The sequence below is a fragment of the Stenotrophomonas sp. FR010 genome (assembly GCF_047520755.2).
Classification (GTDB): Bacteria; Pseudomonadota; Gammaproteobacteria; order Xanthomonadales; family Xanthomonadaceae; genus Stenotrophomonas; species Stenotrophomonas sepilia.
Map to the genome: position 1 here is coordinate 234,314 of NZ_JAXBQT020000001.1, position 23,543 is coordinate 257,856.

At 67.9% G+C, this 23,543-nt stretch carries 19 protein-coding genes and 1 tRNA gene; 9 read left to right on the forward strand and 11 right to left on the reverse strand.

Annotation, left to right across the window (positions count from 1 at the left end):
• Positions 1–73 precede the first annotated feature (73 nt).
• On the forward strand, positions 74–901 hold the full coding sequence (locus ACM0PK_RS01075; protein WP_005417749.1) for an inositol monophosphatase family protein: 828 nt from the start codon (positions 74–76) through the stop codon (positions 899–901).
• Between the two features lie 638 nt (positions 902–1,539).
• On the opposite strand, the gene htpX is transcribed toward ACM0PK_RS01075, so the two are convergent.
• Positions 1,540–2,406: a protease HtpX gene (gene htpX / locus ACM0PK_RS01080; protein ID WP_061478057.1), complete on the reverse strand. Its 867-nt coding sequence runs from the start codon at positions 2,404–2,406 to the stop codon at positions 1,540–1,542.
• A gap of 93 nt (positions 2,407–2,499) precedes the next feature.
• On the opposite strand from htpX, the gene gluQRS reads away from it, so the two are divergent.
• From gluQRS to phaR, 3 genes are all read left to right on the forward strand, one after another.
• A complete protein-coding gene (gluQRS, locus tag ACM0PK_RS01085) occupies positions 2,500–3,420 on the forward strand; it encodes a tRNA glutamyl-Q(34) synthetase GluQRS (RefSeq protein WP_414608024.1) in 921 nt (306 codons plus the stop codon).
• Between the two features lie 17 nt (positions 3,421–3,437).
• On the forward strand, positions 3,438–4,178 hold the full coding sequence (phbB, locus tag ACM0PK_RS01090; RefSeq protein ID WP_111200717.1) for an acetoacetyl-CoA reductase: 741 nt from the start codon (positions 3,438–3,440) through the stop codon (positions 4,176–4,178).
• A 182-nt stretch (positions 4,179–4,360) separates the two neighbouring features.
• The gene (phaR, locus tag ACM0PK_RS01095) at positions 4,361–4,894 is read left to right on the forward strand and encodes a polyhydroxyalkanoate synthesis repressor PhaR (protein ID WP_005417756.1); all 534 of its coding nucleotides are present in this window, start codon (positions 4,361–4,363) and stop codon (positions 4,892–4,894) included.
• 74 nt (positions 4,895–4,968) lie between these two features.
• Here the strand turns inward: phaR and ACM0PK_RS01100 are convergent, their stop codons facing one another.
• The 6 genes from ACM0PK_RS01100 to ACM0PK_RS01125 all read right to left on the reverse strand — a co-directional run bounded on the left by ACM0PK_RS01100 (position 4,969) and on the right by ACM0PK_RS01125 (position 12,533).
• The gene (locus tag ACM0PK_RS01100) at positions 4,969–5,931 is read right to left on the reverse strand and encodes a TraB/GumN family protein (RefSeq protein WP_414608025.1); all 963 of its coding nucleotides are present in this window, start codon (positions 5,929–5,931) and stop codon (positions 4,969–4,971) included.
• A 2-nt stretch (positions 5,932–5,933) separates the two neighbouring features.
• On the reverse strand, positions 5,934–6,863 hold the full coding sequence (locus ACM0PK_RS01105) for a DUF1684 domain-containing protein (RefSeq protein WP_414608026.1): 930 nt from the start codon (positions 6,861–6,863) through the stop codon (positions 5,934–5,936).
• A gap of 11 nt (positions 6,864–6,874) precedes the next feature.
• Positions 6,875–8,776 carry a DNA mismatch repair endonuclease MutL gene (mutL, locus tag ACM0PK_RS01110; protein WP_414608027.1) on the reverse strand — a complete coding sequence of 634 codons (1,902 nt, stop codon included), beginning with the start codon at positions 8,774–8,776 and terminating at the stop codon, positions 6,875–6,877.
• Positions 8,777–8,915: 139 nt separating this feature from the next.
• Positions 8,916–10,487 carry an N-acetylmuramoyl-L-alanine amidase gene (locus ACM0PK_RS01115; RefSeq protein WP_061478062.1) on the reverse strand — a complete coding sequence of 524 codons (1,572 nt, stop codon included), beginning with the start codon at positions 10,485–10,487 and terminating at the stop codon, positions 8,916–8,918.
• Positions 10,488–10,569: 82 nt separating this feature from the next.
• Entirely contained in the window at positions 10,570–11,052 is a 483-nt protein-coding gene (gene tsaE / locus ACM0PK_RS01120) for a tRNA (adenosine(37)-N6)-threonylcarbamoyltransferase complex ATPase subunit type 1 TsaE (protein ID WP_414608028.1), read from the reverse strand.
• Positions 11,049–12,533: an NAD(P)H-hydrate dehydratase gene (locus tag ACM0PK_RS01125; protein WP_414608029.1), complete on the reverse strand. Its 1,485-nt coding sequence runs from the start codon at positions 12,531–12,533 to the stop codon at positions 11,049–11,051. The genes tsaE and ACM0PK_RS01125 overlap by 4 nt, the downstream gene beginning before the upstream one ends.
• 23 nt (positions 12,534–12,556) lie before the next feature.
• Between ACM0PK_RS01125 and queG the strand changes: the two genes are divergently transcribed.
• Together queG and xseA are read left to right on the forward strand one after the other, a co-directional pair.
• Positions 12,557–13,627 carry a tRNA epoxyqueuosine(34) reductase QueG gene (queG, locus tag ACM0PK_RS01130; RefSeq protein ID WP_061478065.1) on the forward strand — a complete coding sequence of 357 codons (1,071 nt, stop codon included), beginning with the start codon at positions 12,557–12,559 and terminating at the stop codon, positions 13,625–13,627.
• Positions 13,628–13,671: 44 nt separating this feature from the next.
• Positions 13,672–15,003 (forward strand): exodeoxyribonuclease VII large subunit, encoded by a 1,332-nt coding sequence (gene xseA, locus ACM0PK_RS01135; RefSeq protein ID WP_414608030.1) that lies wholly within the window; start codon positions 13,672–13,674, stop codon positions 15,001–15,003.
• Between the two features lie 556 nt (positions 15,004–15,559).
• On the opposite strand, the gene ACM0PK_RS01140 is transcribed toward xseA, so the two are convergent.
• On the reverse strand, positions 15,560–16,456 hold the full coding sequence (locus ACM0PK_RS01140; protein ID WP_005417787.1) for a M48 family metallopeptidase: 897 nt from the start codon (positions 16,454–16,456) through the stop codon (positions 15,560–15,562).
• An 88-nt stretch (positions 16,457–16,544) separates the two neighbouring features.
• Complete coding sequence (locus ACM0PK_RS01145) at positions 16,545–18,437, reverse strand: formylglycine-generating enzyme family protein (RefSeq protein WP_111202245.1); 1,893 nt, start codon at positions 18,435–18,437, stop codon at positions 16,545–16,547.
• Positions 18,438–18,521: 84 nt separating this feature from the next.
• Between ACM0PK_RS01145 and rnd the strand changes: the two genes are divergently transcribed.
• Complete coding sequence (rnd, locus tag ACM0PK_RS01150) at positions 18,522–19,601, forward strand: ribonuclease D (protein ID WP_019660532.1); 1,080 nt, start codon at positions 18,522–18,524, stop codon at positions 19,599–19,601.
• Positions 19,602–19,733: 132 nt separating this feature from the next.
• Here the strand turns inward: rnd and ACM0PK_RS01155 are convergent, their stop codons facing one another.
• Positions 19,734–22,064, reverse strand: coding sequence for a TonB-dependent receptor (locus ACM0PK_RS01155; protein WP_111202246.1), 2,331 nt, complete (start codon positions 22,062–22,064; stop codon positions 19,734–19,736).
• A 518-nt stretch (positions 22,065–22,582) separates the two neighbouring features.
• Between ACM0PK_RS01155 and ACM0PK_RS01160 the strand changes: the two genes are divergently transcribed.
• Positions 22,583–22,658: transfer RNA gene (locus tag ACM0PK_RS01160), tRNA-Ala, on the forward strand.
• A gap of 62 nt (positions 22,659–22,720) precedes the next feature.
• On the opposite strand, the gene ACM0PK_RS01165 is transcribed toward ACM0PK_RS01160, so the two are convergent.
• Complete coding sequence (locus ACM0PK_RS01165; protein WP_181452522.1) at positions 22,721–22,891, reverse strand: hypothetical protein; 171 nt, start codon at positions 22,889–22,891, stop codon at positions 22,721–22,723.
• Positions 22,892–23,055: 164 nt separating this feature from the next.
• On the opposite strand from ACM0PK_RS01165, the gene ACM0PK_RS01170 reads away from it, so the two are divergent.
• On the forward strand, positions 23,056–23,541 hold the full coding sequence (locus ACM0PK_RS01170) for a hypothetical protein (protein ID WP_111202247.1): 486 nt from the start codon (positions 23,056–23,058) through the stop codon (positions 23,539–23,541).
• The last annotated feature ends 2 nt before the right edge of the window (positions 23,542–23,543 follow it).

The following is a 23,543-nucleotide window of genomic DNA, read 5'->3' on the forward strand; positions in this document are numbered from 1 at the left end:
GGCCGGCCACTGCGCCGGACCCGCTCTTTTCCCCCGCCAGTCCATCTCTTCTGCCTTTCCGGGAGCCCACGCCATGCAGAAACCCGCCGTCACCGTCATGGTCAAGGCCGCCCGCCTCGCCGGCAACGTCCTGTTGCGCAACATCAACAAGCTCGAGGCACTGAACGTGGTGCAGAAGGGCCGGATGGACTATGCCAGCGAAGTGGATGCGGACGCGGAAAAGGTCATCGTCAAGGAACTCAAGCGCGCTTACCCGGACTACGGCATCTTCGGCGAAGAAGGTGGCGTGCAGGGCGAGCGCCGCCAGATGTGGGTCATCGACCCGCTGGACGGCACCAGCAACTACCTGCGTGGCGTGCCGCACTACTGCGTGTCGATCGCCCTGGTCGAGAACGGCGAGCCGACCGACGCGGTCATCTTCGACCCGCTGCGCAATGAACTGTTCACCGCCAGCCGTGGCGCCGGCGCCGTGCTGAACGACCGCCGCATCCGCGTGGCCGACCGCAAGGATCTGGAAGGCACGATGATCCACACCGGTTTCGCCCCGCGCGAGCGCAGCCGCGCCAGCGCCCAGCTGAAGGCGGTCGACGCCCTGCTGGTGCACGGTGAGGACATCCGCCGCACCGGTTCGGCGGCACTGGACCTGGCCTACGTGGCCTGCGGCCGTGCCGATGCCTACTTCGAAGCCGGCGTGAAGGCGTGGGACATCGCTGCCGGCCTGCTGCTGGTCCGCGAGGCGGGCGGCAAGGTCTGTGACTTCAAGGGCGCGACCCTGGGCCGCATGGACAACCGTGGCCCGGAGACCCACCAGATCGTGGCCGGCAACCTGAAGGTGGCCGAGTCGCTGCAGAAGGTACTGGTGAACACTGGCTACGCGGCGGAGTTCGACGCGAAGTTCTGAGGTTCCGTGTAAAGCGGTTCATGGAGACGGCGCCTGCGAGGGTGCCGTTTTCGTTTGTGCGCACGGAGATTCGTTTCCGCGACCGCGGGGGGTGTCACTTTCTTTGCGCGCAAAGAAAGTAACCAAAGAAACGCTCCGCCAGCCGCGAGCCGTCGCTGCGCGCCGGTGCCCTGCGCTTCTCGGAGAATCAGGGGACGGCGCCGAACTCGCTGCGCTCAGACACCGGCGCCTCTTCGCCCCTGATTCGCCTGCGATGCTCGGCTCGCTCAAGGCGGACTGGAAGATCAAGATCAAGAACAACAGCATCCACCCGTCGCGAAGATGTACTGGGTGCAGCTGTGGCATTTGACCTTGGGTCCGCCTTGAGCGAGCCGAGCACCGCAGGTCCGGCGAGGGCGAAGAGGTGCCGGTGTCTGAGCGCAGCGAGTTCCCGCACCGTCCCTCGACGGGCCGAGGAGCACAGGGTACCGATGCGCAGCATCGGCTCGCGCCCCGGCGGCGTGTTTCTTTGGTTACTTTCTTTGCACGAGCAAAGAAAGTGACACCCCTCCGCGGTCGCGGAAATGACTCTCCGTGCGCGCAAACAAAAACGCCCGGCGCGAGGCCAGGCGTTCCTGCACTATCTTGAAAGCAGAAGCTTACGCCACCGTCGACGCCCGCAGCGCGGCAATGCGCTCTTCCAGCGGCGGATGGCTCATGAACAGCTTCTTCGCCGTCGAACCGGCAATACCGAACGCGGCAATCTGGGTCGGCAGCGTGCTCTGGCCGTGGTTGAGCTGCAGGCGCTCCAGCGCGGCGATCATCTTCTGGCGACCGGCCAGCGCGGCACCGCCGGCATCGGCGCGGAACTCGCGGTGGCGCGAGAACCACATCGAGATCATCGTGGCGAACAGGCCAAACACCATCTCCAGCACGAACACGATGATGTAGTAGGCGAAGCCACGGCCGCCGCCTTCGCGGTTGCCCGACAGCGCGCTGTCGATGATGCCGCCGACCACGCGGGCCAGCACGATCACGAAGGTGTTCAGCACGCCCTGCAGCAGCGCCATGGTGATCATGTCACCGTTGGCGACGTGGGCGATCTCGTGGCCCAGCACGGCTTCAGCCTCGTCTTCGCTCATGTTGTGCAGCAGGCCGGTGGACACCGCCACCAGCGCGTTGTTGCGGTTGGCACCGGTGGCGAAGGCGTTGATCTCCGGGCCGTCATAGACCGCCACTTCCGGCATGCCGATGCCGGCGGCCTTGGCCTGGCGCTCGACCGTGGCCAGCAGCCAGCGCTCGGTCTGGTTGCGCGGCTCGGTGATCACCACCGCACCGGTGGAGCGCTTGGCCATCCACTTGGACAGCAGCAGCGAGATGAAGGAGCCACCGAAACCGAAGATGCCGGCCATCACCAGCAGGCCGCTCATCGAACGCGCGTCCACGCCCAGGATCGACATGACGATGCCGGCCAGGATCAGGACCGCGAGGTTGGTCGCCAGGAACAGGGCAATACGGGTGAACATGGGAAAATCCGGCTCGGAAGGGGTCGATATCCGTCAATTTGCGGTGCGCTCAGCTTGAATTCAAGCGCCAACCTGACCGACGATTCAGCCTGCATGACCGCCATTGTTCCCTGCGGCCGCTTCGCGCCCTCGCCGACCGGCCTGCTCCACCCCGGATCCCTGCTTGCCGCCTTCGGCAGCTGGCTGCTGGCCCGCCACCACGGCGGCCTGTGGCGGCTGCGCATCGAAGACGTTGACCCGCCGCGTACCGTGCCCGGCGCCGCGCAGTCACAGCTGCAGGCACTGGCTGCGTTCGGCCTGGTCCACGACGGCCCGGTCCTGTGGCAGAGCGCTCGAGGCGAGGCCTACCAGGCCGCGCTGGACGTGCTGCTGGCCAGCGACCAGGCCTTCATCTGCCACTGCAGCCGCAGCGAACTGGCTGCCAGCGGCGGCATCCACCACCGCTGCGTTGCGCGGCAACCGCGACCGGACCCTGCCGTCCGCTTCCGCGTGCCACCGGGCAGCGTCGTGCACTTCGACGATGGCCTGCGTGGCCCGCAGCAGCAGGACGTGCATGCCGAAGTCGGCGACTTCGTGCTGCGCCGTGCCGACGGCTGCTGGGCCTACCAGCTGGCGGTGGTGGTCGATGACGCCGCGCAGGGGGTGACCGAAGTGGTGCGCGGCGCCGATCTGCTCGATTCCACCGCGCGGCAGATCCTGCTGCAGCAGGCGCTGGGCCTGGCCGTGCCGCGCTACTGGCACCTGCCGCTGCTGCTCGACGCCCCCGGCCACAAACTGTCCAAGTCGCTGGCGTCGCTGCCGGTGGACAGTACACGGCCGGTGCCGGTACTGCGCGCGCTCTGGCAGCTGCTGGGCCAGGCCCCTGCCGCACTGGACGGCGCCGATGACCGGGATGCGCTGCTGCACGCTGCGCAACGGGCATTCGACCCGGTTCGACTGCCGCGGACCGACATCCTGTTGCCGGCCGGCGCACTTTCCGCGCCGATGTTGCAGAATCCCCCTTTCCCCATCTGATTCCCGGACAGCACTCCATGACATCTCGCGTCGCACTGGTCACCGGCGGAACCGGCGGCATCGGTACCGCCATCTGCCAACGCCTGGCCGACCAGGGCCACCGGGTCGCCACCAATTACCGCGACGAGGACAAGGCCCGCGCATGGCAGCAGGCGATGACCGAGCGCGGCTACAACGTGTCGATCTTCCCGGGCGATGTCTCCGATCCAGGCAGCGCCGAGGCGCTGGTGCGTGCGGTCGAGGCCGAGCTGGGCCCGGTCGAGATCCTGGTCAACAACGCCGGCATCACCCGCGACACAACGTTCCACCGCATGCGCGCGGACCAGTGGCACGATGTGATCAACACCAACCTCAATTCGGTGTTCAACGTCACCCGTCCGGTCATCGAAGGCATGCGGCGCCGCGGCTGGGGCCGGGTCATCCAGATCAGCTCGATCAACGGCCTGAAGGGCCAGTACGGCCAGGCCAACTACGCCGCGGCCAAGGCCGGCATGCACGGCTTCACCATTTCGCTGGCCCGCGAGAACGCCGGCTTCGGCATCACCGTGAACACCATTTCGCCCGGCTACGTCGCCACCGACATGGTGATGGCGGTTCCGGAGGACGTGCGCGCCAAGATCATCGCCGATATCCCCACCGGGCGCCTCGGCAAGCCGGAGGAAATCGCCTATGGCGTGTCCTTCCTGGTGGCCGAGGAAGCCTCATGGATCACCGGCAGCAACCTGGACATCAACGGCGGCCACCACATGGGCTGGTAAGCCGCGCAGGGGCCGCTGCGGCGTGCGCTGACGGCCCCTGCCGATGGTCATGCTGCGCAGCACGCAAACCCTTGCTGCGCAACATGATCGCTGCTGAAAGCCAAGCCTGGCGGGGGCTGGGGCGGTTGCAACCGCTGCTGCACTGCGCCATGCTGCGCGTCTACTGTGACGAGTACCGCTTCATGGCTGCGACCCGCATCATCAAGAAGTATCCGAACCGCCGTCTCTACGACACCGAGATCTCCAGCTACATCACCATCGAGGACGTGCGCCAGCTGATCCTGGACGGTGAAGACTTCGAAGTCCGCGACGCCAAGAGCGGCGACGACCTCACCCGTTCGGTCCTGCTGCAGATCATCGCCGACCAGGAACAGGACGGCGAACCGATGCTGTCCACCCAGCTGCTGAGCCAGCTGATCCGCTTCTACGGCGATTCCCTGCAGGGCTTCATGGGCAACTACCTGGAGCGCAGCATGCAGGTCTTCCTCGACCAGCAGCAGCAGTTCCGCCAGCAGATGGGCAACCTGCTGGGCCAGACCCCGTGGGCGATGATGAACCAGCTGACCGAGCGCAATCTGGAGCTGTGGCAGGAATTCCAGCGCAGCATGGGCAGCGGCTTCGGTGGCCCGCGCCCGGGCGGCACCGGAACGGGAACCGGCAACAAGCCCGGCGAACCCGGCACCGGTACCGGCACCGGCGGCAAGACCCGCCGCTGAGCTGCAGCAACGGCTGATACGAAAACGGCGCGCCCCTGGCGCGCCGTCTTGTTTGGCATCGCGCCAACCGTGCGTCAGCGTTTGGCCTTGCACCCCGTGCACACGCGCTCGACCTTGTAGCCCTTCGCCCTCAGCTTCTCGACCACGCCATCACTGCCCAGCAGGTGCAGTGTGCCGACCACCACCAGCGTACCGCCCTGCCCGGCCTGCAGGTACGGCTCCAGCTTCGGCACCCAGGCATCGTTGCGACCGGTGTTGATGCGCTGGTACAGCTGCGGATACTGCTGGCGCATCTCTGCCGCCATCTTGGTCCACAGCAGGCGCTCGTCGCCGCGACGCCATGCATCATGCAGCAGCCGCGCCTGCTCATCGGCCTTGCCGGCCTGGTCCAGTGCTTCGGCCAGCATCTGCCGCTGTTCCTGCACCGTCATCCCGTCCAGCATGCCGATCTGGGTATCGATATCTTCCAGTCCCGCGGTCTTGCGGCCGGTCTTCTGCGCGCGTTCCATGAAGTGGCGGTCCAGCCCCAGCGCCGGGTCCAGGCCCAGCTTCTGCATCTGCCCGATCGAAATGCTCAGACCGACGAACCAGGGCTTCATGCCCTGCATCTGCGCCAGCGGCAACTGGTTCTGGGCAGCAAAGGCCTGCAGCTTCTGCCAGGTGGCCGCATCCAGATCACGCTTCAGCTCGCTGCCATCGGTGCGGGTCGCAGCCTGCACCATGCGGCTGGCCAGCTGGGGCGATTGCATGTCTTCCGGCGACAGTTCGAACACCACCCGCTGCGAGGCTTCGAACGCCTGCTCGACATCGGGCGACAGCGGGTAGTCCTGTGGCTTCAGCAGATGGAACGATCCCAGCAGGTACACGCGTGCATCGCCCGGGCCGGTGACTTTCCACAACAGGGGTACCGGCGGCTTGGCCGCCGTTGCGGCCGCGGCCGCGGCAGGGCTGGCCTGGCCATCGCGGGCCGTGGCCAGTGGCGCCACTGCGCAGGCCGCCAGCAACAGCGCGGTACGGAACAGGTGTTTGATCGGCATGGTCAGCCTTCTCCTTCAGGCAGGTGGTAGGCCTTCTCGCCGGCTTCCACGCGCAGGTCCAACCGGTTTTCCGGCGGCGCCAGCGGGCAGGTCGCGTAGGCGGTGAACGCGCACGGTGGGTTGTAGGCATGGTTGAAATCGATGCGCACCGTGCCGTCTGCAGCGGGGGCCTCGGTATCCAGATAGCGCCCGGCCGGATAGCTGCCGCGGCCGCTGGTGCGGTCGGCGAAGATCAGGAACAGTGGCTGCCCGGGCGCACCGATCGCCTCCAGGTGCCAGCTGCGGCCATCACGTTCGAACTCCACCGCACCGGCATTGGGCATCTCGGTGGTCAGGCCAGTGATGTCGACGATCGGCAAGGTCTTCCCCGGCGGATGCGCGATGAAGCGCGCCTGCACCTGCCAGTCCGCGCCGCCCGGCCAGTACTGCAGGCCGGCGAAATCACGCCGCGCAGGTGCCTCGGCATGCTTGACCCGCAGCGCGTCCCGTGGCCCCCGGCGGATGATGCTGAGCTGGCCCTTGCCGCCATCGAAGGCCAGCAGCGTCGGCTGCGCGTCCTTGTCGGTGTCGACACGGATGCGGCCACGCACCGGCTGGCCGTCGTGGCTGACATCGACACCGGCTTCAGGCGTGAACCACCACTGCGTCCCGTCGCGGCGCAGCAGGCCCAGCCTGTCCGGGCCGACCGACAGGCGGATGCCGTTGGTGGCGCCGCTGCCAACGAAATGGGATTTGTTCTGCAGCCAGTGCAGGCCGACCAGGGCCGTCCAGCCATCGGGCCGGGTCAGGTCCTGGTAGCGCGCTACACGCCATTGCTGCTGCGCGGCCGCGTAGGCCGGATCTTCAGCGACCGTCGGCGCCGGCGGAGTTGCCGGGCTGCAGGCGGCCAACACCACGGCGGCCAGCAGGCCCGCCACTCCCCGATAACGCATCGATGCTCCCCTCAACGTCCGCGCAGGAACCAGCGGTCGATCTCCGCCAGCGAAAAACGGGCCCAGGTCGGTCGGCCGTGGTTGCACTGGCCGGACCGTTCGGTGATTTCCATGTCGCGCAGCAGCGCGTTCATTTCCGGCACGGTCAGGCGCCGGTTGGCACGCACCGCGCCATGGCAGGCCATGGTCGACAGCAGCTCGTCGCGTGCACTGGCCACGCGGCGGCTCTGGCCATGCTCGCGCAGGTCGGTCAGCACGTCGCGCAGCAGTCCTTCCGGTTCGGCATGCGCCAGCAGTGCCGGAATGCTGCGCACGTGCAGCGACCCGGGGCCGGCCCGGGTCACCTCGAAGCCGAGCGCCGCCAGTGTGTCGGCTTCGCTTTCGGCGGTGTCGGCCTCGCGCTCGCCCACCGCCAGCGTGATCGGCACCAGCAACGGCTGCGACTGCAGGCCGATGCCATCGTGCGCATTCTTCAGGCGCTCGTAGCCGATGCGTTCGTGGGCCGCATGCATGTCGACCACGATCAGGCCTTCAGCGTTCTCGGCCAGGATGTAGATGCCATGCAGCTGCGCGATCGCGTAGCCCAGCGGCGGTACACCCGCGTCGGCACTGGTCACCGGCAACCCGTTCTCGCTCGGCATCGGCGGCAACGCCGCTGCGCGTTCGGCACCGGCCGGCGTGGCATACAGCGCGGCGTAGGCGGCCGGTGCATCGGCCACCTGCAGGCCCAGCGGCTGCTGCGGACGCCAGCCTGAAAATCCGCCACCACCACCTCCCGAGCCGGGCGCAGCCCCGCGCACCAGCCCGAACCCCGACGCGCCGGCGCTCGATGCGGTCGGGACGGCGGCGGCGTCCACCGGATGTGCGGGGCCGGCACCGATCTCCTGCGCCGACATGCCGGCACGGGTATCGGCCAGCGCATCCCTCAACGTGCGATAGACGAAATCGTGGACCAGCCGCGAATCGCGGAAGCGCACCTCGTGCTTGGCCGGATGCACGTTGACGTCGACGCGGGTCGGATCCAGTTCGAGGAACAGCACATAGGCCGGCTGGCGGCCGTGATACAGCACGTCGCCGTAGGCCATCTTCACTGCGTGGGCGACGCTGCGGTCACGCACTGAGCGACCGTTGACGTACAGGTACTGCTGGTCGGCGCTCGCGCGCGAATAACGCGGCTGCGCAATCCAGCCATGCAGGCGCAGGCCGGCGCCGCTGTGGTCCACGCGCACGGCCTGGTTGGCGAAATCCTCGCCCAGCGTTTCGGCAAGGCGCGCATCGGAGTACAGATCGCCCGGCTTGTAGCGCCGCGAGGCCTTGCCGTTGTGCGACACGCGCAGCTCGACATCCGGCCGTGCCAGTGCCAGCGAACGCAGCCACTCTTCGATATGGCCCAGTTCGGTACGCTCGGCGCGCAGGAACTTGCGCCGCGCCGGCACGTTGTAGAACAACTCGCGCACTTCCACCGTGGTGCCCGGCGCATGCGCGCGCGGGGTCACCTCGCCGATCTTGCCGCCTTCGATCTGCAGTGCCGAACCGTGCTCGTCGTGCGCGCGCCGCGAGCACAGGGTGAAGCGGCTGACCGATGCGATCGACGGCAGCGCTTCTCCCCGGAAACCGAGCGTGGCCACCGATTCGAGATCGTCAAGATCGGCGATCTTGCTGGTGGCATGGCGCGACACCGCCAGGGGCAACTGCTCGGGCGCGATGCCACTGCCGTTGTCGCGGATGCGGATCAGGCGCACGCCGCCCTCTTCAAGATCGATATCAACGCGGCTGGCGCCGGCGTCGATCGCGTTCTCGACCAGCTCCTTGACCACCGACGCGGGTCGTTCGACCACTTCGCCCGCGGCAATCTGGTTGATGAGGATCTCCGGCAACGGCCGGATCGGGCGCGGATGGGTAGCAGACGTCATGCGGGGATGATAACGGAGGCTGCGCATGTAGAGTCGACTGTCAGTCGACTGCTCTTCGCCGGCCACCGAAACCCCCACACTGCGCGCGCAGTCGACTGACAGTCGACTCTACGGAAAGCAGTAATCCGCCTTCGGCGGCTTACTTGCTGCCGCCGGCCATGGTGGCTGCGGCGTCGATCTCGGCCTGCGCGCGGGCGGCATACAACGTGCCCGGCGGCGGTTGGCGGCTGAAGAAGGTGTGCACACCATCCAGCACAGCGCCAGCGACCTTGCGCTGGTAAGCCGGGTCCGTCAGGCGGCGCTCTTCATCCGGATTGGAGATGAACGCCGTTTCCACCAGCATCGCTGGCATGTCCGACGTGCGCAGCACCGCGAAGTTGGCGCGCTCGATGTTCGGCTTGTGGTTGTTGCCGATCCGCTTCAGGCCGCCCAGCACGTGGCCGGCGGCGTCTTCGGACGCCTTCATGTAGCCGCTCTGCGCCAGGTCCAACAGCACATTGGCAAGCGTGCCCTCGGTCTGCTGCAGGCGAACGCCACCGACCAGATCGGCCGCGTTTTCCTTGTCTGCCAGCCAGCGGGCGCGCTGCGAAGAGGCACCCTTGGTCGACAGCACGTACACCGACGAACCCGTGGCCGAACGGTTCTCGGCCGCGTCGGCATGGATCGAAATGAAGATGTCCGCCTTGTTCGCACGCGCCTTCTGCGCACGCATCGGCAGCGGGATGAACACATCGCTGTCGCGCGTCAGGTAGGCCTTCAGGCCCGGCGTGGCGTTGACCTGGCGGGCCAGCTCACGCGCCACGGCCAGGGTGACATCCTTCTCGCGCTTGCCGGTCGGGCCGATCGCACCCGGGTCCTGGCCACCATGACCGGGATCGATCGCCACCACAAGATGGCGCATGCCGGGCTGCATGCGGATGCGCGATGCATCGCTGGGCATGGCCGGACGCGGCGGCTCGGCCGGCGTCGGTGCCGGTGTAGGGGCCGTTGCCGGCGGCGTGGTCACCACCGCAGCAGTGCGCTGGCCGGCGAGGATTGCAGCCGGCGAGGATGAAGGCGTGCTGCTGGCCGCGACGCCTGCCGCAGCAACCTGGGCCGGCGCGCTGGTCGGTGCGGGGGTCGGCGTGGCGGGTGCGGCGGCGCTGGCGCTGGCCTGCTGCTGCACCTGTGCGGTCAGCAGGGCGGTGGCCCGCGCAGCATCGGTGCGTGACTGCGCGTTCTCGGCCGGCGTGGGCGCGACTGAGCCCCCCGCAGCGGCCGCCTGCGGCTGCACCGCCGGTGGCGTCGCCGGGCGGCTGGTGGTGGCCACGGCAGGGCCATCACCCGGCCATTCGATCACCAGCTTGGATTCATTGCCCTCGCGCTGCATCTGCGGGCGGAACGGCGCCACCGATTCGGCAAGGTCGAACACGACGCGGAAAGTGCCCGGGACCGGCTGTCCGGTACGCACCGCCGTGACCACGCCCTGCGCGGCCGGCATCTTCAGGTTGCGTACGGCGCTGGAGTCGGGGAAATCGACCACCAGGCGGTTCGGGCCGGCCAGCGACAGGGTCTTGTAGCCGCCACTGCCGACCAGTGAGATCTCGGCACGGGTGCCGGTCGCGCCGGTGTTCAGCAGCACCTGGCGGACTTCACCCGCCCACGCACTGACGCTCGCCAGACCCAGTCCGACGGCGGCACAGATGGCGATGAGACGGTTCCCCGGGCGCATGGCTCAGGATTCAATCACCGCGCTGAACGGAATGCAACACCTTTTTCCTTAATAATCCGTAACCTGCCGATCTTTGTTCTCGTCAGCCGACAGAAATGGCCTGCAAGTCGCCCCCTTGGGGCAGCCGTTTCAGCCATTCATGTCCAACGTCGCTGCCCGCGGTGAGACTGGCGCGGCGTCCATGTCCTTCGATCTCCAGTGCAACCACCAGGTCGGTCGGCGGCAGCGCGCCGGCGCCCCGTTCCGGCCATTCCACCAGCCACAGCACCGCGCTGCCCTCGTCCAGGCCGAGGAAATCCAGCTCACCGGCCTGGCCGATGCGGTACAGGTCCAGGTGCCACGCCTCACCGCCACTGGCCAGCGGATAGCGCTCGACCAGGGTGTAGGTGGGGCTGCGGATCGCGCCATGCACGCCCAGCGCGCGCAGCAGCGCGCGGGCCGTAGTGGACTTGCCGGCGCCCAGGTCGCCGCGCAGTTCGATCAGCGCCTGCGGCGGCCGGGTGGCCGCCAGCCACTGCCCGAGCAGTTCGGTGGCGTCGCTGTCGGCAAGGAAGAAATCGGTCATGGGAAGCGTTCCGGGTTGGCCAGTCGCCGCAGCGGCGCCAGCAGATCAGTAGGAAGCAGGCCGCGTGCGCCGTCAGCGGCAGCCGCGTCGCCGGCCAGCGCATGCAGCAACGCGCCCGCCGCGGCGGCATCGAAGGCGGCCAGGCCCTGCGCACGCAGGCCGGCGATGATGCCGGTGAGCAGGTCGCCCATGCCCCCCACGGCCATGCCGGGATTGCCGGCGGCGATCAACCGGGGCGTTTGCCCGGGCGCCGCCACGATGCTGCCGGCGCCCTTCAACACCACCACCGCGTGGAAACGCTCGGCGAGCGTCTGCGCACAGGCGTAGCGATCGGCCTGGATGTCGCTGGTGCTGCAGCCGAGCAGGCGTGCGGCCTCGCCCGGGTGCGGTGTGAGGACGGCGCCAGGCAAGGCACGCGGATCCTGCGCCAGCAGGTTCAGCGCGTCAGCATCGACCACCAGTGGTCTGGCGCTGGCCAGCACCCGCGCAAACAGTGCGCGCGCCCATTCGTCCTGGCCCAGACCGGGCCCGATCGCTACCACCTTCGCCCTGTCAAGCAAGGCCGGCAGCGCCTCGCCGTCTTCCAGCGCGTGGGTCATCGCCTCGGGCAGCCGAGCCAGCAGTGGACCGACGTGGTCGCGGCGGGTGCCCAGGCTCAACAGCCCCGCCCCTGCGCGCAAGGCGGCCTCGGCTGCCATGGCGATGGCACCGCCGCTGCCGTGGTTGCCGCCGACGCACAGCACGTGGCCGGATTCACCCTTGTGGGTATTTGCGCGGCGCGGCGGCAACAGGGCAGGCAACCGTGCCTGCGTCCAGTACTCCACGGCAGGCGACACGCTTTGCCATGCGGCCGCGGGCAACTGCAGGGGTGCCAGGGCCTTGTGCCCGCAATGATCCAGCGCGTCGCCGGTGTACAGCCCGCGATGGGCCACGATGAACTGCAGGGTCAGCGCAGCGCGTACTGCCGCGCCAGGTACCGCACCGCGGTCGGCATCGACGCCACTGGGCACATCCAGGGCCAGCACAGGTGCCGCCTGCGCATTGATCGCAACGATCAGCGCCTGCGCCGCGCCCTCCGGCGCGCGATCGAAACCCAGCCCGAACAGGGCATCGACCCAGAGGTCGGCCTCGGGCAGCGCGCCGTCGAACTCGGTGATGGCGCCGCCGTCGGACCTGAACTCCGATGTTGCACGCTGCGCCAGCGCGGTCGATGGCGCCCGGCCCGGCAGGGCGATCACCCTCACCTCGCGCCCGGCCTGCAACGCGTGGCGAGCCAGCACGAGGCCGTCTCCGCAATTGTTGCCCGCACCGACCACCACGCCGATGCGCTGCGCCTGCGGCCAATGCTGCAGCAAGCACTGCCAGGCGGCCTGGCCGGCCTGCGCCATCAGTCCCCAGCCAGCATCCCCCGCCAAGGTGGACGCCTGGGCATCCAGCGCACGCGCGGCAGCGGAATCGAACAGATCGGCGAGGTTGGCCATGCAGGGATTTTATACTGGTGCGCATGTCCCTCGCCCCCTCCCCCGTCGATCCAGCCCAGGCCGTGCAGCGCATCCGCGAACTGGCCCGTGCGCATGGCTTCCAGCGCTGCGGCATCGCCGGTATCGAGCTCGGCGAGGACGAGGCGCACCTGGCCGACTGGCTGGGCCAGGGCCTGTACGGCACGATGGACTGGATGGCGCGCCACGGCACCCTGCGCGCACGACCGGCCGAGCTGTTGCCCGGCACTGTACGCGTGATCTCGGTGGGCATGGACTACAGCCACAAGGATGACACCGAAGCGTGGGCGACGCTGGCCGACCCGGGCCGCGCCTACGTGGCGCGCTATGCGCTGGGCCGCGACTACCACAAGCTGATGCGCAACCGCCTGCAGAAGCTGGCCACGCAGATCAACGACGAAGTCGCGCCACTGGGCTACCGCGTGTTCGTCGATTCCGCCCCCGTCCTGGAGCGCGCACTGGCCCGCAACGCCGGGCTCGGCTGGATCGGCAAGCACACCTGCCTGATCGACCGCCATGGCGGTTCCTGGTTCTTCATCGGCGAGATCTACATCGACATCCCGCTGCCGATCGATACGCCGGCCACGGCGCACTGCGGCACCTGCACGCGCTGCATCGATGTCTGCCCGACCCAGGCCATCACCGGCCCGCAGCGGCTGGACGCGCGGCGCTGCATTTCCTACCTGACCATCGAACACGACGGCGCCATTCCCGAACAGATGCGCCCGCTGATCGGCAACCGCATCTATGGCTGCGACGACTGCCAGCTGGTCTGCCCCTGGAACAAGTTCGCCAAGCGCACCGACGAAGCCGATTTCCGCGCGCGCAACAACCTCGATACCGCGCGCCTGGACCAGCTGTTCGCCTGGGACGAGGCCGAGTTCCTGCGCCGCACCGAAGGCAGCCCGATCAGGCGCAGCGGCCATGAGCGCTGGCTACGCAACATCGCCGTAGCGCTGGGCAATGCGCCGTCCTCGGCCGAAGCGCTGGCTGCGCTGCAGACCCGCATCGACGATCCCTCGCCGCTGGTGCGTGAACACGTGCAGTGGGCACTGGGCCAGCACACGGCGCGCTGACGTGCGATCCTGAGCCCCCGTTCCGCCCGCAGCACGCCGTTTCCATGCAGCCACGCAACAACGACATCCTCACCCCCAGCCAGCTCAACACCCTGGCCCGCAACCTGCTGGAAGGCAGCTTCCCGGCGATCTGGGTCGAGGCCGAACTGGGCAGCGTGGCGCGTCCTGCCTCCGGACACCTCTACTTCACCCTGAAGGACGCGCGCGCGCAGCTGCGTGCGGCGATGTTCCGGATGAAGGCGCAGTACCTGAAGTTCGTGCCGCGCGAAGGCATGCGCGTGCTGGTGCGCGGCAAGGTGACCCTGTACGACGCCCGTGGCGAGTACCAGATGGTGCTGGACCACATGGAGGAAGCCGGCGAAGGCGCGCTGCGCCGCGCCTTCGAGGAGCTGAAGGCACGGCTGGAGGCCGAGGGCCTGTTCGACCCGGCACGCAAGCGGCCGCTGCCGGCGCACGTGCAGCGCCTGGCCGTGATCACCTCGCCCACCGGCGCCGCCGTGCGCGACGTGCTGAGCGTGCTCGGCCGGCGCTTCCCGCTGCTGGAAGTGGACCTGCTGCCGACCCTGGTACAGGGCAGCAGTGCCGCCGCGCAGATCACCCGGCTGCTGCAGGCCGCCGATGCCAGTGGCCGCTACGACGTGATCCTGCTGACCCGCGGTGGTGGTTCGCTGGAAGACCTGTGGGCCTTCAACGATGAAACACTGGCCCGTGCGATCGCCGCCAGCCGCACGCCGGTGGTCTCGGCGGTGGGCCACGAAACCGACTTCAGCCTGAGCGACTTCGCCGCCGACCTGCGTGCACCAACGCCCTCGGTGGCGGCCGAGCTGCTGGTACCCGACCAGCGCGAACTGGTCCTGCGCCTGCGCCGCACGGCCGCCCGCATGGTGCAGCTGCAACGGCATGCGATGCAGCAGGCGATGCAGCGCGCCGACCGCGCCCTGTTGCGCCTGAACGCCCAGAGCCCGCAGGCACGACTGGATCTGCTGCGTCGACGCCAGCTCGATCTGGGCCGGCGCCTGCATGCCGCGTTCAACCAGCAGCAGGAGCGCCGTACCGCGCGCCTGCGTCACGCGTCTGCGGTACTGCGTGGGCATCATCCGCAGCGCCAGCTGGACGCGATGCAGCGTCGCCTGACCGCCCTGCGTGGGCGGCCGCAGGCAGCGATGCAGCGTCTGCTGGAGCGCGATGCACTGCGACTGCGCGGACTGGCGCGTTCACTTGAAGCAGTCAGCCCGCTGGCGACCGTGGCGCGTGGCTACAGCATCCTGACCCGCAGCGATGACGGTACGCTGGTGCGGAAGGTTGATCAGGTACAGCCCGGTGACGCGCTGCAGGCCCGCGTTGGTGACGGCGTGATCGACGTACAGGTCAAGTAGAGGGGGGTTCGGCAGGGCTGCGCCCTGCACCCGCAGAGGCTTCAAGCAACGGCCGAAGCAACAGCAAAAGCTGGCATTCCGCGGGTTGGCGGGGCGGTGCCAGAGTGCGGGGACGCCGTAAACCCGTCCATGGGGGCTTGGCAGCCGCATCCATGCGGCTGACACCCCGCACTCCGGCACCGCCCCACCTCTGACAGTTTTCCGCGATGGGGTAGATCCACGCCATGCGTGGATGAATCTCCATCGAAATCGAATACTTCGAATCGAGATCGACAAGCATCCACGCATGGCGTGGATCTACCGTGTCGACCAAGGTCTACACCTACCAACAGCAGCAGAAATATGTCGAAGGCGGGGTGGGTCCGGTTGCGGGGGCGTGAGCCGCATGGATGCGGCGACCGAGCTTACATGGACGTACTTGCAGCGGCCCCCGCAACCGGACCCACCGCGCCATCCCACGGAATGCACGCTGTTGCTGTTGCTGTTGCTGTTGCTGTTGCTGTTGCTGTTGCTCTGGCTTCGGCAGGTGCAGGGCGCAGCCCTGACGAACAACCCCCTACTTTGCCTGCTCGCAGAACTTCTGCCGGTACTCGAGCGCCTTCGGCATCAGTGCCTGCAGGTTCTGGATGCGGGTGCCCGGATTCGGGTGGGTGGAAGCGAACTCCGGCGGCGCCTGGCCACCACTGGCCTGGCCCATGCGCTGCCACAATGGCACTGCCTCGCGGGGATCGAAGCACGCCGCTGCAGCCAGCATCAGCCCCACTTCGTCGGCCTGCGTCTCGTGGCTGCGCGCATAGGGCAGCAGATAGCCGTAGCCCATCGCCGACATCATCATCTGTTGCTGCTGCGCATCCATGCCACTGGCGGCACCGGCCATCTGCCCGATCTGGGTCAGCTTCTGCTGCGCCATCCGCTGCGCACCATGGCGCAGCAGCGCGTGGGCGATCTCATGGCCCATCACCACCGCCATCGCATCACGCGTACGCGCCACCGGCACCAGGCCGGTGTAGACCGCCATCTTGCCGCCCGGCAGGCAGAACGCATTGGCCTGCTCGGACGGGATCACATTCACTTCCCACTGGAAATCCCGCGCGAAATGCGCCGGCTGCACGCCGTGCTCCTGTGCCAGCGCGGTCTCCACCACATCCACCTTGGCGATCAGGCGCTGCGCGATGTCGCGCACATCGCGCGCGATCGGCGCATTCGGATCCATCGGCCGTTCCTGCGAGAGGATCTGCTGGTAGGCCTGCAGACCGAGCGCGGTCTCCTGGCGCGCATCCAGGCTGCTGTCGATCATCACCTTCTCGCCGGTGTAGGGATCGACGGTGCGATTGGAGAACCAGTAGAACACCGCATAGCCCGCCGCCAGCAGCAGCACCCACCAGCGGATGTTGCCGAACAGGCCGCGTCGCTGCGGGCCTTGGGGCGAGCGGGAAAAGGGATCGTTGCGCATCGGTGGTCTTCCAGCAGACCCCGCCGGCTGGCGGGCACGGCGCAATCTTAGTGCGCGGACGCCAGCAGCGGGTGAAGCCCGACGCCGCTCAGATGCCGCGCACCAGACGGAAGCCGATGCGCGCATTGGTGGTGTCCGAATCCTGCGATTGCCGCCAGGCCGCACGGGTCTGCTCGGGCGCATTGGCCCAATTGCCGCCCCGGATCACCCGTGACCGGCAGCCCGGGTTGAACCAGGCGACACCGTCGGACGGCGCACGCCGGTAGCTGGCGTGCCAGCAGTCGGCCACCCATTCGCTCAGATTCCCGGCCATGTCGTGCAGGCCGAAAGCATTGGCCTGGAAACTGGCCACCGGCGCCGGTCCCCACCAGCCATCGCCATAGCCGATGAAAGCGTTGTGCCAGTGCCGACCCGAAGGCGAGACGTCCTTGCTGCCGGTGAAATTGCCGCTGCCCGGCGGCGGCGTACCCGCGTCTCCCCAGGGGTAGCGGCCACTGCTCCCGGCGCGCAGCGCATATTCGAATTCGGCCTCGCTCGGCAGCCGGTAGCTGCGTCCGGTCTGCTCGGACAGCCATGCCGCGTAGTTCTCGGCATCCCGCACGCTGACATGCATCACCGGCGAGTTGCCCAGTGCGCGCGCGCCATCGTAATCCGAACGCCAGTCGACGCCGCTGCGGCGGATGAAATTGCCGCTGCGCTCGTCATAGACCACCGAGTGGCCGCGCCGGGTCGCACGTGGTCGGGCATTGGTCGACTTCACATAGCGCTCGAAATCGCCGACGGTAACCTCAGTGATCGCCATCGCGAAGCCGCGGTCAAAGCGAACGTAATGGGAGGGGCGCTCGGCGTCGGTGGAGCCGGGCTCGGCATCACCCGCGCCCATCTGGAAGCCGCCATGCGGCACAACCACCATCTGCGGACCGCGCCCACCATCACGCATCGCGTCGCTGAACACCTGCCCCGGGCGGAAGCTGCCGTAATGGGTGGCCAGATCGATGCGTTCGCGCAGCTGGGCCACCACCGTATCCCCCGGCAAGGCGATGCGCAGGGCCTCGGCCAGCTTTTCGCGCGCCGGCTTCAGCCCCTGCGGCGTCGCCAGCTCGCGCAGGCCCTCATCACGCAGCTGCAGCAGCGCGGCGGCGCGGATCTGCTCGATGCGCTCGAAGGCATCGGCAATGGTCGGTGACGAGTCACGGACCTTGCTGGCTTCGGCCAGCCAGGTGCCCGCACTGGCAAAGTCGCGTACGCGCGCGGCGTCCTCGGCCCGGCGGATCAGGCCACTTTCGGCCGCCGCCAGGCCCTGCCGCGCCCGGCTGTTGTGTTCGTCCAGAGCCAGCGCTTCACGGAAGTTGCCGATCGCACCGTCACCGTCCTCGCCGATCCGCCCCGATCGCAGGTCTTCCTCGCCGGCACGGTTATAGGCCACCACGCGCTGGGCGAGCTCCACCCGGCCCTGCAGCGCGCGCACCTTCTCATCCTTCGGCGCCAGGGTCAGCAGCACCAGTGCCTGGCGACTCGCCTCGGCCAGCGCCTCGCGCTGCCGCAGCGGCCGAACCAGCAGGGCATCGGCCTGCTGCTGCAGGCGCTGGCGAGCACGCTGCAGGCCGCTGCGGGCCAGGCGGTCATCCGGGTCTTCCTCCTGTACCGCCAGCCACAGCGGAACCGCCGCGTCGGCGTCCTCGTACAGGTGCCCTTCGCTGAACGCCTTTTCGGCTGCGCGGCGCAGCTGGGCGACGCTGCGGCCCTGCCGGTCGACCCGTGGCGGTGTCCACCGCTGCACGTCCTCGGTGGCATCCTCACCGGCAATGGTGACGCTGCCCTGCCCGGTCCCCGGTGTCGGCTCCGCCAGTGAACCTTCCTGCGGCCGCGCGTCTTCGCCAGCAGCCGGCCCCGGCTCCGGTGTCGCCGAGGGCGACGGTGTGCAACCGGCCAGGGCCACGGCCAGAGCGGTGCACAGCACGGACGACAGCGGAAAACGCAAGCAGGATCTCCTTCGGCACGGACGCGGACCGACGTTAGGCTATTCTCCCCTGCCTGAGCAAACCCGAGTAGTAGGCCCTGACCCGTGGCAACCTGGATCACCACCCCCGCCGAGCTGGATGCGTACTTCCAGCAGCGTCCGGCCCGCATCGGCCTGGACACCGAATTCATCCGTGAACGCACGTTCTGGCCGCAGTTGGCTCTGGTGCAGATGGCGGTCGGGCAGGACATCCTGCTGATCGATCCGCTGATTCCCGGCATGACCGAGGCACTGGCGCCCTGGCTGGCCGATGAATCGATCACCAAGGTGATGCACAGCGCCAGCGAAGACCTGGTTGCCTTCAAGTGGACCTGCGGCGTGTTGCCGCGACCGCTGTTCGACACACAGATCGGCGCCTCGCTGGCCGGCATTGGTGGCGGCATGGGCTACCAGAAGCTGGTCGCGGAAATCACCGGCGTGGCGCTGGCCAAGGGCGAAACGCGCTCGGACTGGATGCGCCGTCCGCTCTCGGAGTCGCAACTGCAATACGCCGCCGACGACGTCGAGCATCTGTTCGCGCTGCATGATGCCATTGATGCCAAATTGCAGGCGCTGGGCCGCCAGCAGTGGCTGCACGACGACGGCGAGCGCCTGCTGGCCAGCGTCGCCAATGACGAGGACCGCTGGCCGCATCTGGCGATGCGCTCAGCGCAGTTTCTCGATGCTCCCGCGCAGCGCCGCCTGCTGCGCCTGCTGCGCTGGCGTGATGTGCAGGCACGCAGCAGCGACCGCCCGCGCAGCTGGATCCTGGACAACGAACTGGCCGCCACGCTGGCACGCACGCCACCGGCCGATGCCGCCGCGCTGGCCACGCTGTTTGAACAGTTCCCGAAGGCACCGCGCAAGCTCGCCGGCGCGGTGTGGCAGGCGCTGGACACGCCGCTGGCCGATGAGGCCGAGGCACCACTGGCATTGCCCGCCAACGACACCAACAAGCAGGCACTGAAGAGGCTGCAGGACGCCGTTGCCGAGCGCAGCCGCGAGCTGGGCCTGCCGGATGGCGTGCTGGCCTCGCGCAAGCATCTGGAAAGCTACCTGGAGCGCCGCCAATGGCCGGCCGCACTGGCCGGCTGGCGCCAGCAGGAGCTGGAGTCGCGGCTGCAGGCGCTGCTGCCGGCACGTTGAAGCGCCGAGCACGGCGCCGGATTGCGGTCCGGCTACCGTGGAAGGCCATGAAAAAGGGCGACCCGGATCACCGGGCCGCCCTTTGCATTCCAGCAGTGCGATGGCGGGAAGACCCGCCACCGTGGCAACGCCTTACCAGTTCATGTTCAGCGAGACACCGACGGTGCGCGGTTCGTTGTAGACCGCAGCCATGTAGTTCTCGATCACACCCTTGAGGTTATTCTCGTTGGTGATGTTGCGCGCGAACAGCGCCACTTCGTAGGCACCGTAGTTGCCCGAGTAGCCGATCTTCAGGCCGCCTTCGAAATCACCCTTGGAGTTGAACTCCTTGCTGTCGTACAGCACGAAGCTGGTGTAGCCCTGCTTGTTCCAGTCGGTGGACACGAACATGGTGCCCGCGTCGCTGACCGGGAAGTCGTAACGGGCGGCCAGGTTGACGTTGTACTTCGGCGCGTTCGGCAGCGGGTTGCCGTCGATCTGCGCGAAGGTGTTGGCACCGACCTTGATGGTCGGGTCATTCACCGTGCACACCACCTGGCCGTTGAGGCCGCAGACCTGCGCGTAGACGCGCTTGTCCTTGATTTCGCTGTGCAGCAGGCTCAGGCCGGCGCTCAGGGTCAGGTTCGGGATCGGGCGCAGCTCCATGTCCGCTTCGAAACCATAGGCCTTGGCCTTGTCGGCGTTGAACAGCACGCCGTTGCCGTCCGAATCGTTGCCGTTGAGCTGGATGTCGTTGACGGTGTAGGTGAACGCGGTGGCGTTCAAGCGCAGGCGGTTGTCCCACAGGCTGCTCTTCACGCCTGCTTCCCAGGACAGGATGGTCTCGGAATCGGCGGTGGTGAAGTCAGCATTGAACACGGCCGAGCGGCCCTGGATGGTCGGGCCGCGGAAGCCGCGGGCGACCTTGGCATAGACGCTCACGTCCGGCGTGATCTGATACATCGCGCTCAGATCCCAGCTCGGAGTGGTGTCGGACATCTTGACGTCGGTGCGGCCCTTGTAGGTGACCACGCCAGCGGCAGTGTCAGCCGTCTTCAGCAGGCGGGTGTGCTTCTCGTCCCGGGTCTGGCGCAGGCCGGCCGTGACGGTGAACTTGTCGGTGAAGGCATAGCTCAGCTGGCCGAAACCGGCCCACGAGGTGTTCTTGTTGCGCAGGCGCACCCAGTTGTTCGGGTTGCGGGCCGCGCCCTGCAGGAACCAGGCGCGCTGGTAGAAGTCGGTGGTGTCGCTGCCGTTGAAGTAGAAGGCACCGGCCTGCCACTGCAGCGCGCTGTCGTCATGGCTGGCCAGGCGGAATTCCTGGGTCCACTGATCCAGGTCACGGATGCGGCCCATCGACTGGCCGTAGCCGTTCGGTACGCCGTTCACCGGGAAGTTCACCGCAGCGCCGCCGTCGGTGTCGCCACGGCTGTAACCGGAGGTGGTCTCGTAGGCGGTGATCGAGGTGAAGTCGATCGCGCCGAAGTCGTAGCGCGCCTTCACCGAGCCGCCGTAGGTCTTGTAGGCCTGCGGGTTGTTGTCGGCTTCGTCGTAGGCGACCTGGTCGCGCGGCACGTCGGTCTTGTTCGAACCCTTGGTCAGCGCACCGCGCAGGAACAGGGTCGAGGTGCCTTCGTAGTCACGGGCGTGGGCCGAGGCCAGGATCGAGAACTGGTCGCTCGGGGTCAGCAGCAGCTGCGCACGTACGTTGCGGTCATCGAAGCCGCCCATCGCGTTCTTCTTCGGGCTGACCGTGCCGTCGGCACTCGGGCCCTTGTAGGTGTTGTCGACGTAGTCATCGCGGTGCTGGTACAGCGCCGACACGCGGAACGAGGCGATGTCGTTGATCGGGCCGCCGAAGCCGCCGTCGATCGACACGCTGTTGTAGGTCGCGTAGCTGGCGTTGACCCGGCCGGTGTAGTCCTGGGTCGGCTTCAGGGTGTCGAACTTGATGATGCCGGCGGTGGTGTTGCGGCCGAACAGCGAGCCCTGCGGGCCACGCAGCACTTCCACCTGGTCCACGTCATAGACCGGGTTGGACTTCAGCACCACGTGCTCCAGCACCACATCGTCCTGGATGATCGACACCGGCTGCGAGGCACCCAGGTAGAAGTCGATATTGCCGAGGCCACGGATATAGAAGCGCGGGAAGATGCGGCCGGTGGTGGTTTCCGCATACAGGCTCGGCACGCGGCCGGACAGTGCCAGCAGGGTGTCGTCGCCGCCGGCGGTGAAGTCGCGCATGCGCTCGCCCTGCACCACCCCCACCGAAACCGGCACTTCCTGCAGGTTCTGCTCACGGTGTTCGGCGGTCACGGTGATCGTGTCCAGGCCGGTCGGGGTCGGCGCGCTGTCCTGCGCGGCGGCACCGAAGCTGCCGACCAGGGCCAGGCCGGCACAGGCCAGGGCCAGCGGATGGCGGCGGAAGGAAACGAAGGAAGACGACAGACCCGACAGGCGGCGGGAATCGGAATGGGAGGGCATGGAATGCTCTGAGGAGGCGTCCGTGCGGCCTGCGCGAGCCGGGCGGCAAAAAGGGGGGAAACTGCGCAAGCGGCCATTATCCCCCAAATTGTTACGATTTCGTTGCGCGGCACCCGAACCCGGCGAAACAAGCGGTTTCGGCACAGTACGCCGGCACCACCTTGGGGTCAGCTCCGTTCTCCCAAGGAAAACGGATCTGACCCCGAAGCTCCTGGCAGCCGGGTCAGCGCGACATCGACCCTCGCAAGTCGCCCGCGTGCGCGCTGCGAAACCAACTCTCGCCTTTACTTCTACGGCGCCGCGGCTTCGCGCTACGGCGTCGCGGCTTCGCGGAACGACTGCTCATTGCTGCCGCCCCCGGCATTGCCTTGCGCAACGCCTGGTCTCTGTCGAATTCGCCCTGCTGCGGCAGGCCCTGGCCTGAAACGGTCCGGGACGGCGGTGGATCCCGTCCCCGCCACGTCCCGGCCGGGCGCTTGGCAAGCGCGGCGGGCGGCGCTACACTGAAAGCCTGCCGTGGGGCCATAGCTCAGCTGGGAGAGCGCGTCGTTCGCAATGACGAGGTCAGGAGTTCGATCCTCCTTGGCTCCACCACTCTTCAGAAGAACCCGCAGATCGCCATGATCTGCGGGTTTTTTCTTTTCAGCGCCTCCGGCTCAGGCCGGCTCCTGGTCACCATCCTTGCGTTGCGGGCCGCGCGAGTGCGCATCGCGCACCTGTTGATCGCGCTGCCCCGGCCGCTGCTTGGCCACATCGTCCTGCTTCCTGTCCTGGCGGCTTTCCTGGATACCCTGCTTTGGGTCCTGATCCTTGTCTGGCTCGTTCATCTGATTGCTCCCTCATCGGCATCAGGCCGACGTTCTGCCCCACGCTAGAGGCCGGCGGGTAATCCACAGGTCAGTCCCGCGCCAACAGCGTGTGCACGAACCCACTTGCTGCGACGGTGAACACACGCCCAGAATCCGATGCAGCACGAACTCCGCGTACACCCATGCCCCCGCCCGCCCAGCACGCGGCACACACCGTGCCGATGAACTTCAATCCAACCGACGGCAGCATCCAGCTCGGCACGCTGCCGAACCTGATCTGTCCCAGCCTCTCACTGCAGGAGGCGCGCATCGCCTTCGCCACGCTGACGCATGGCGAGCGCGATGTCGGCACCGGCTACGTCTGGCTGAGCCTGCACCGGCTCAGCCTGGGCGGTGCACCCGCTGGCATCAGCGTGTGCTTCCACGGCCAATACCTCGACATGGTGACCATGAGTGTCGACCTGCCTGGTGCGACGCTGGAAGACGGCTGGCCGAGCCAGGCCGCGATCAATGCCGAAGTTGCCTTCATGCGCCGCACGCTGGGTGCAGCCCTGGGTCGCACGTTGAGCGGCGGCCACGCCCGCTTCGGCTGGGGCGAGGCCTGGGCCCGGTTCGACCCGAAGGGATTCATGGCGAGCAGCGGCATCCGCTACTCGCCTCGCACGTGACG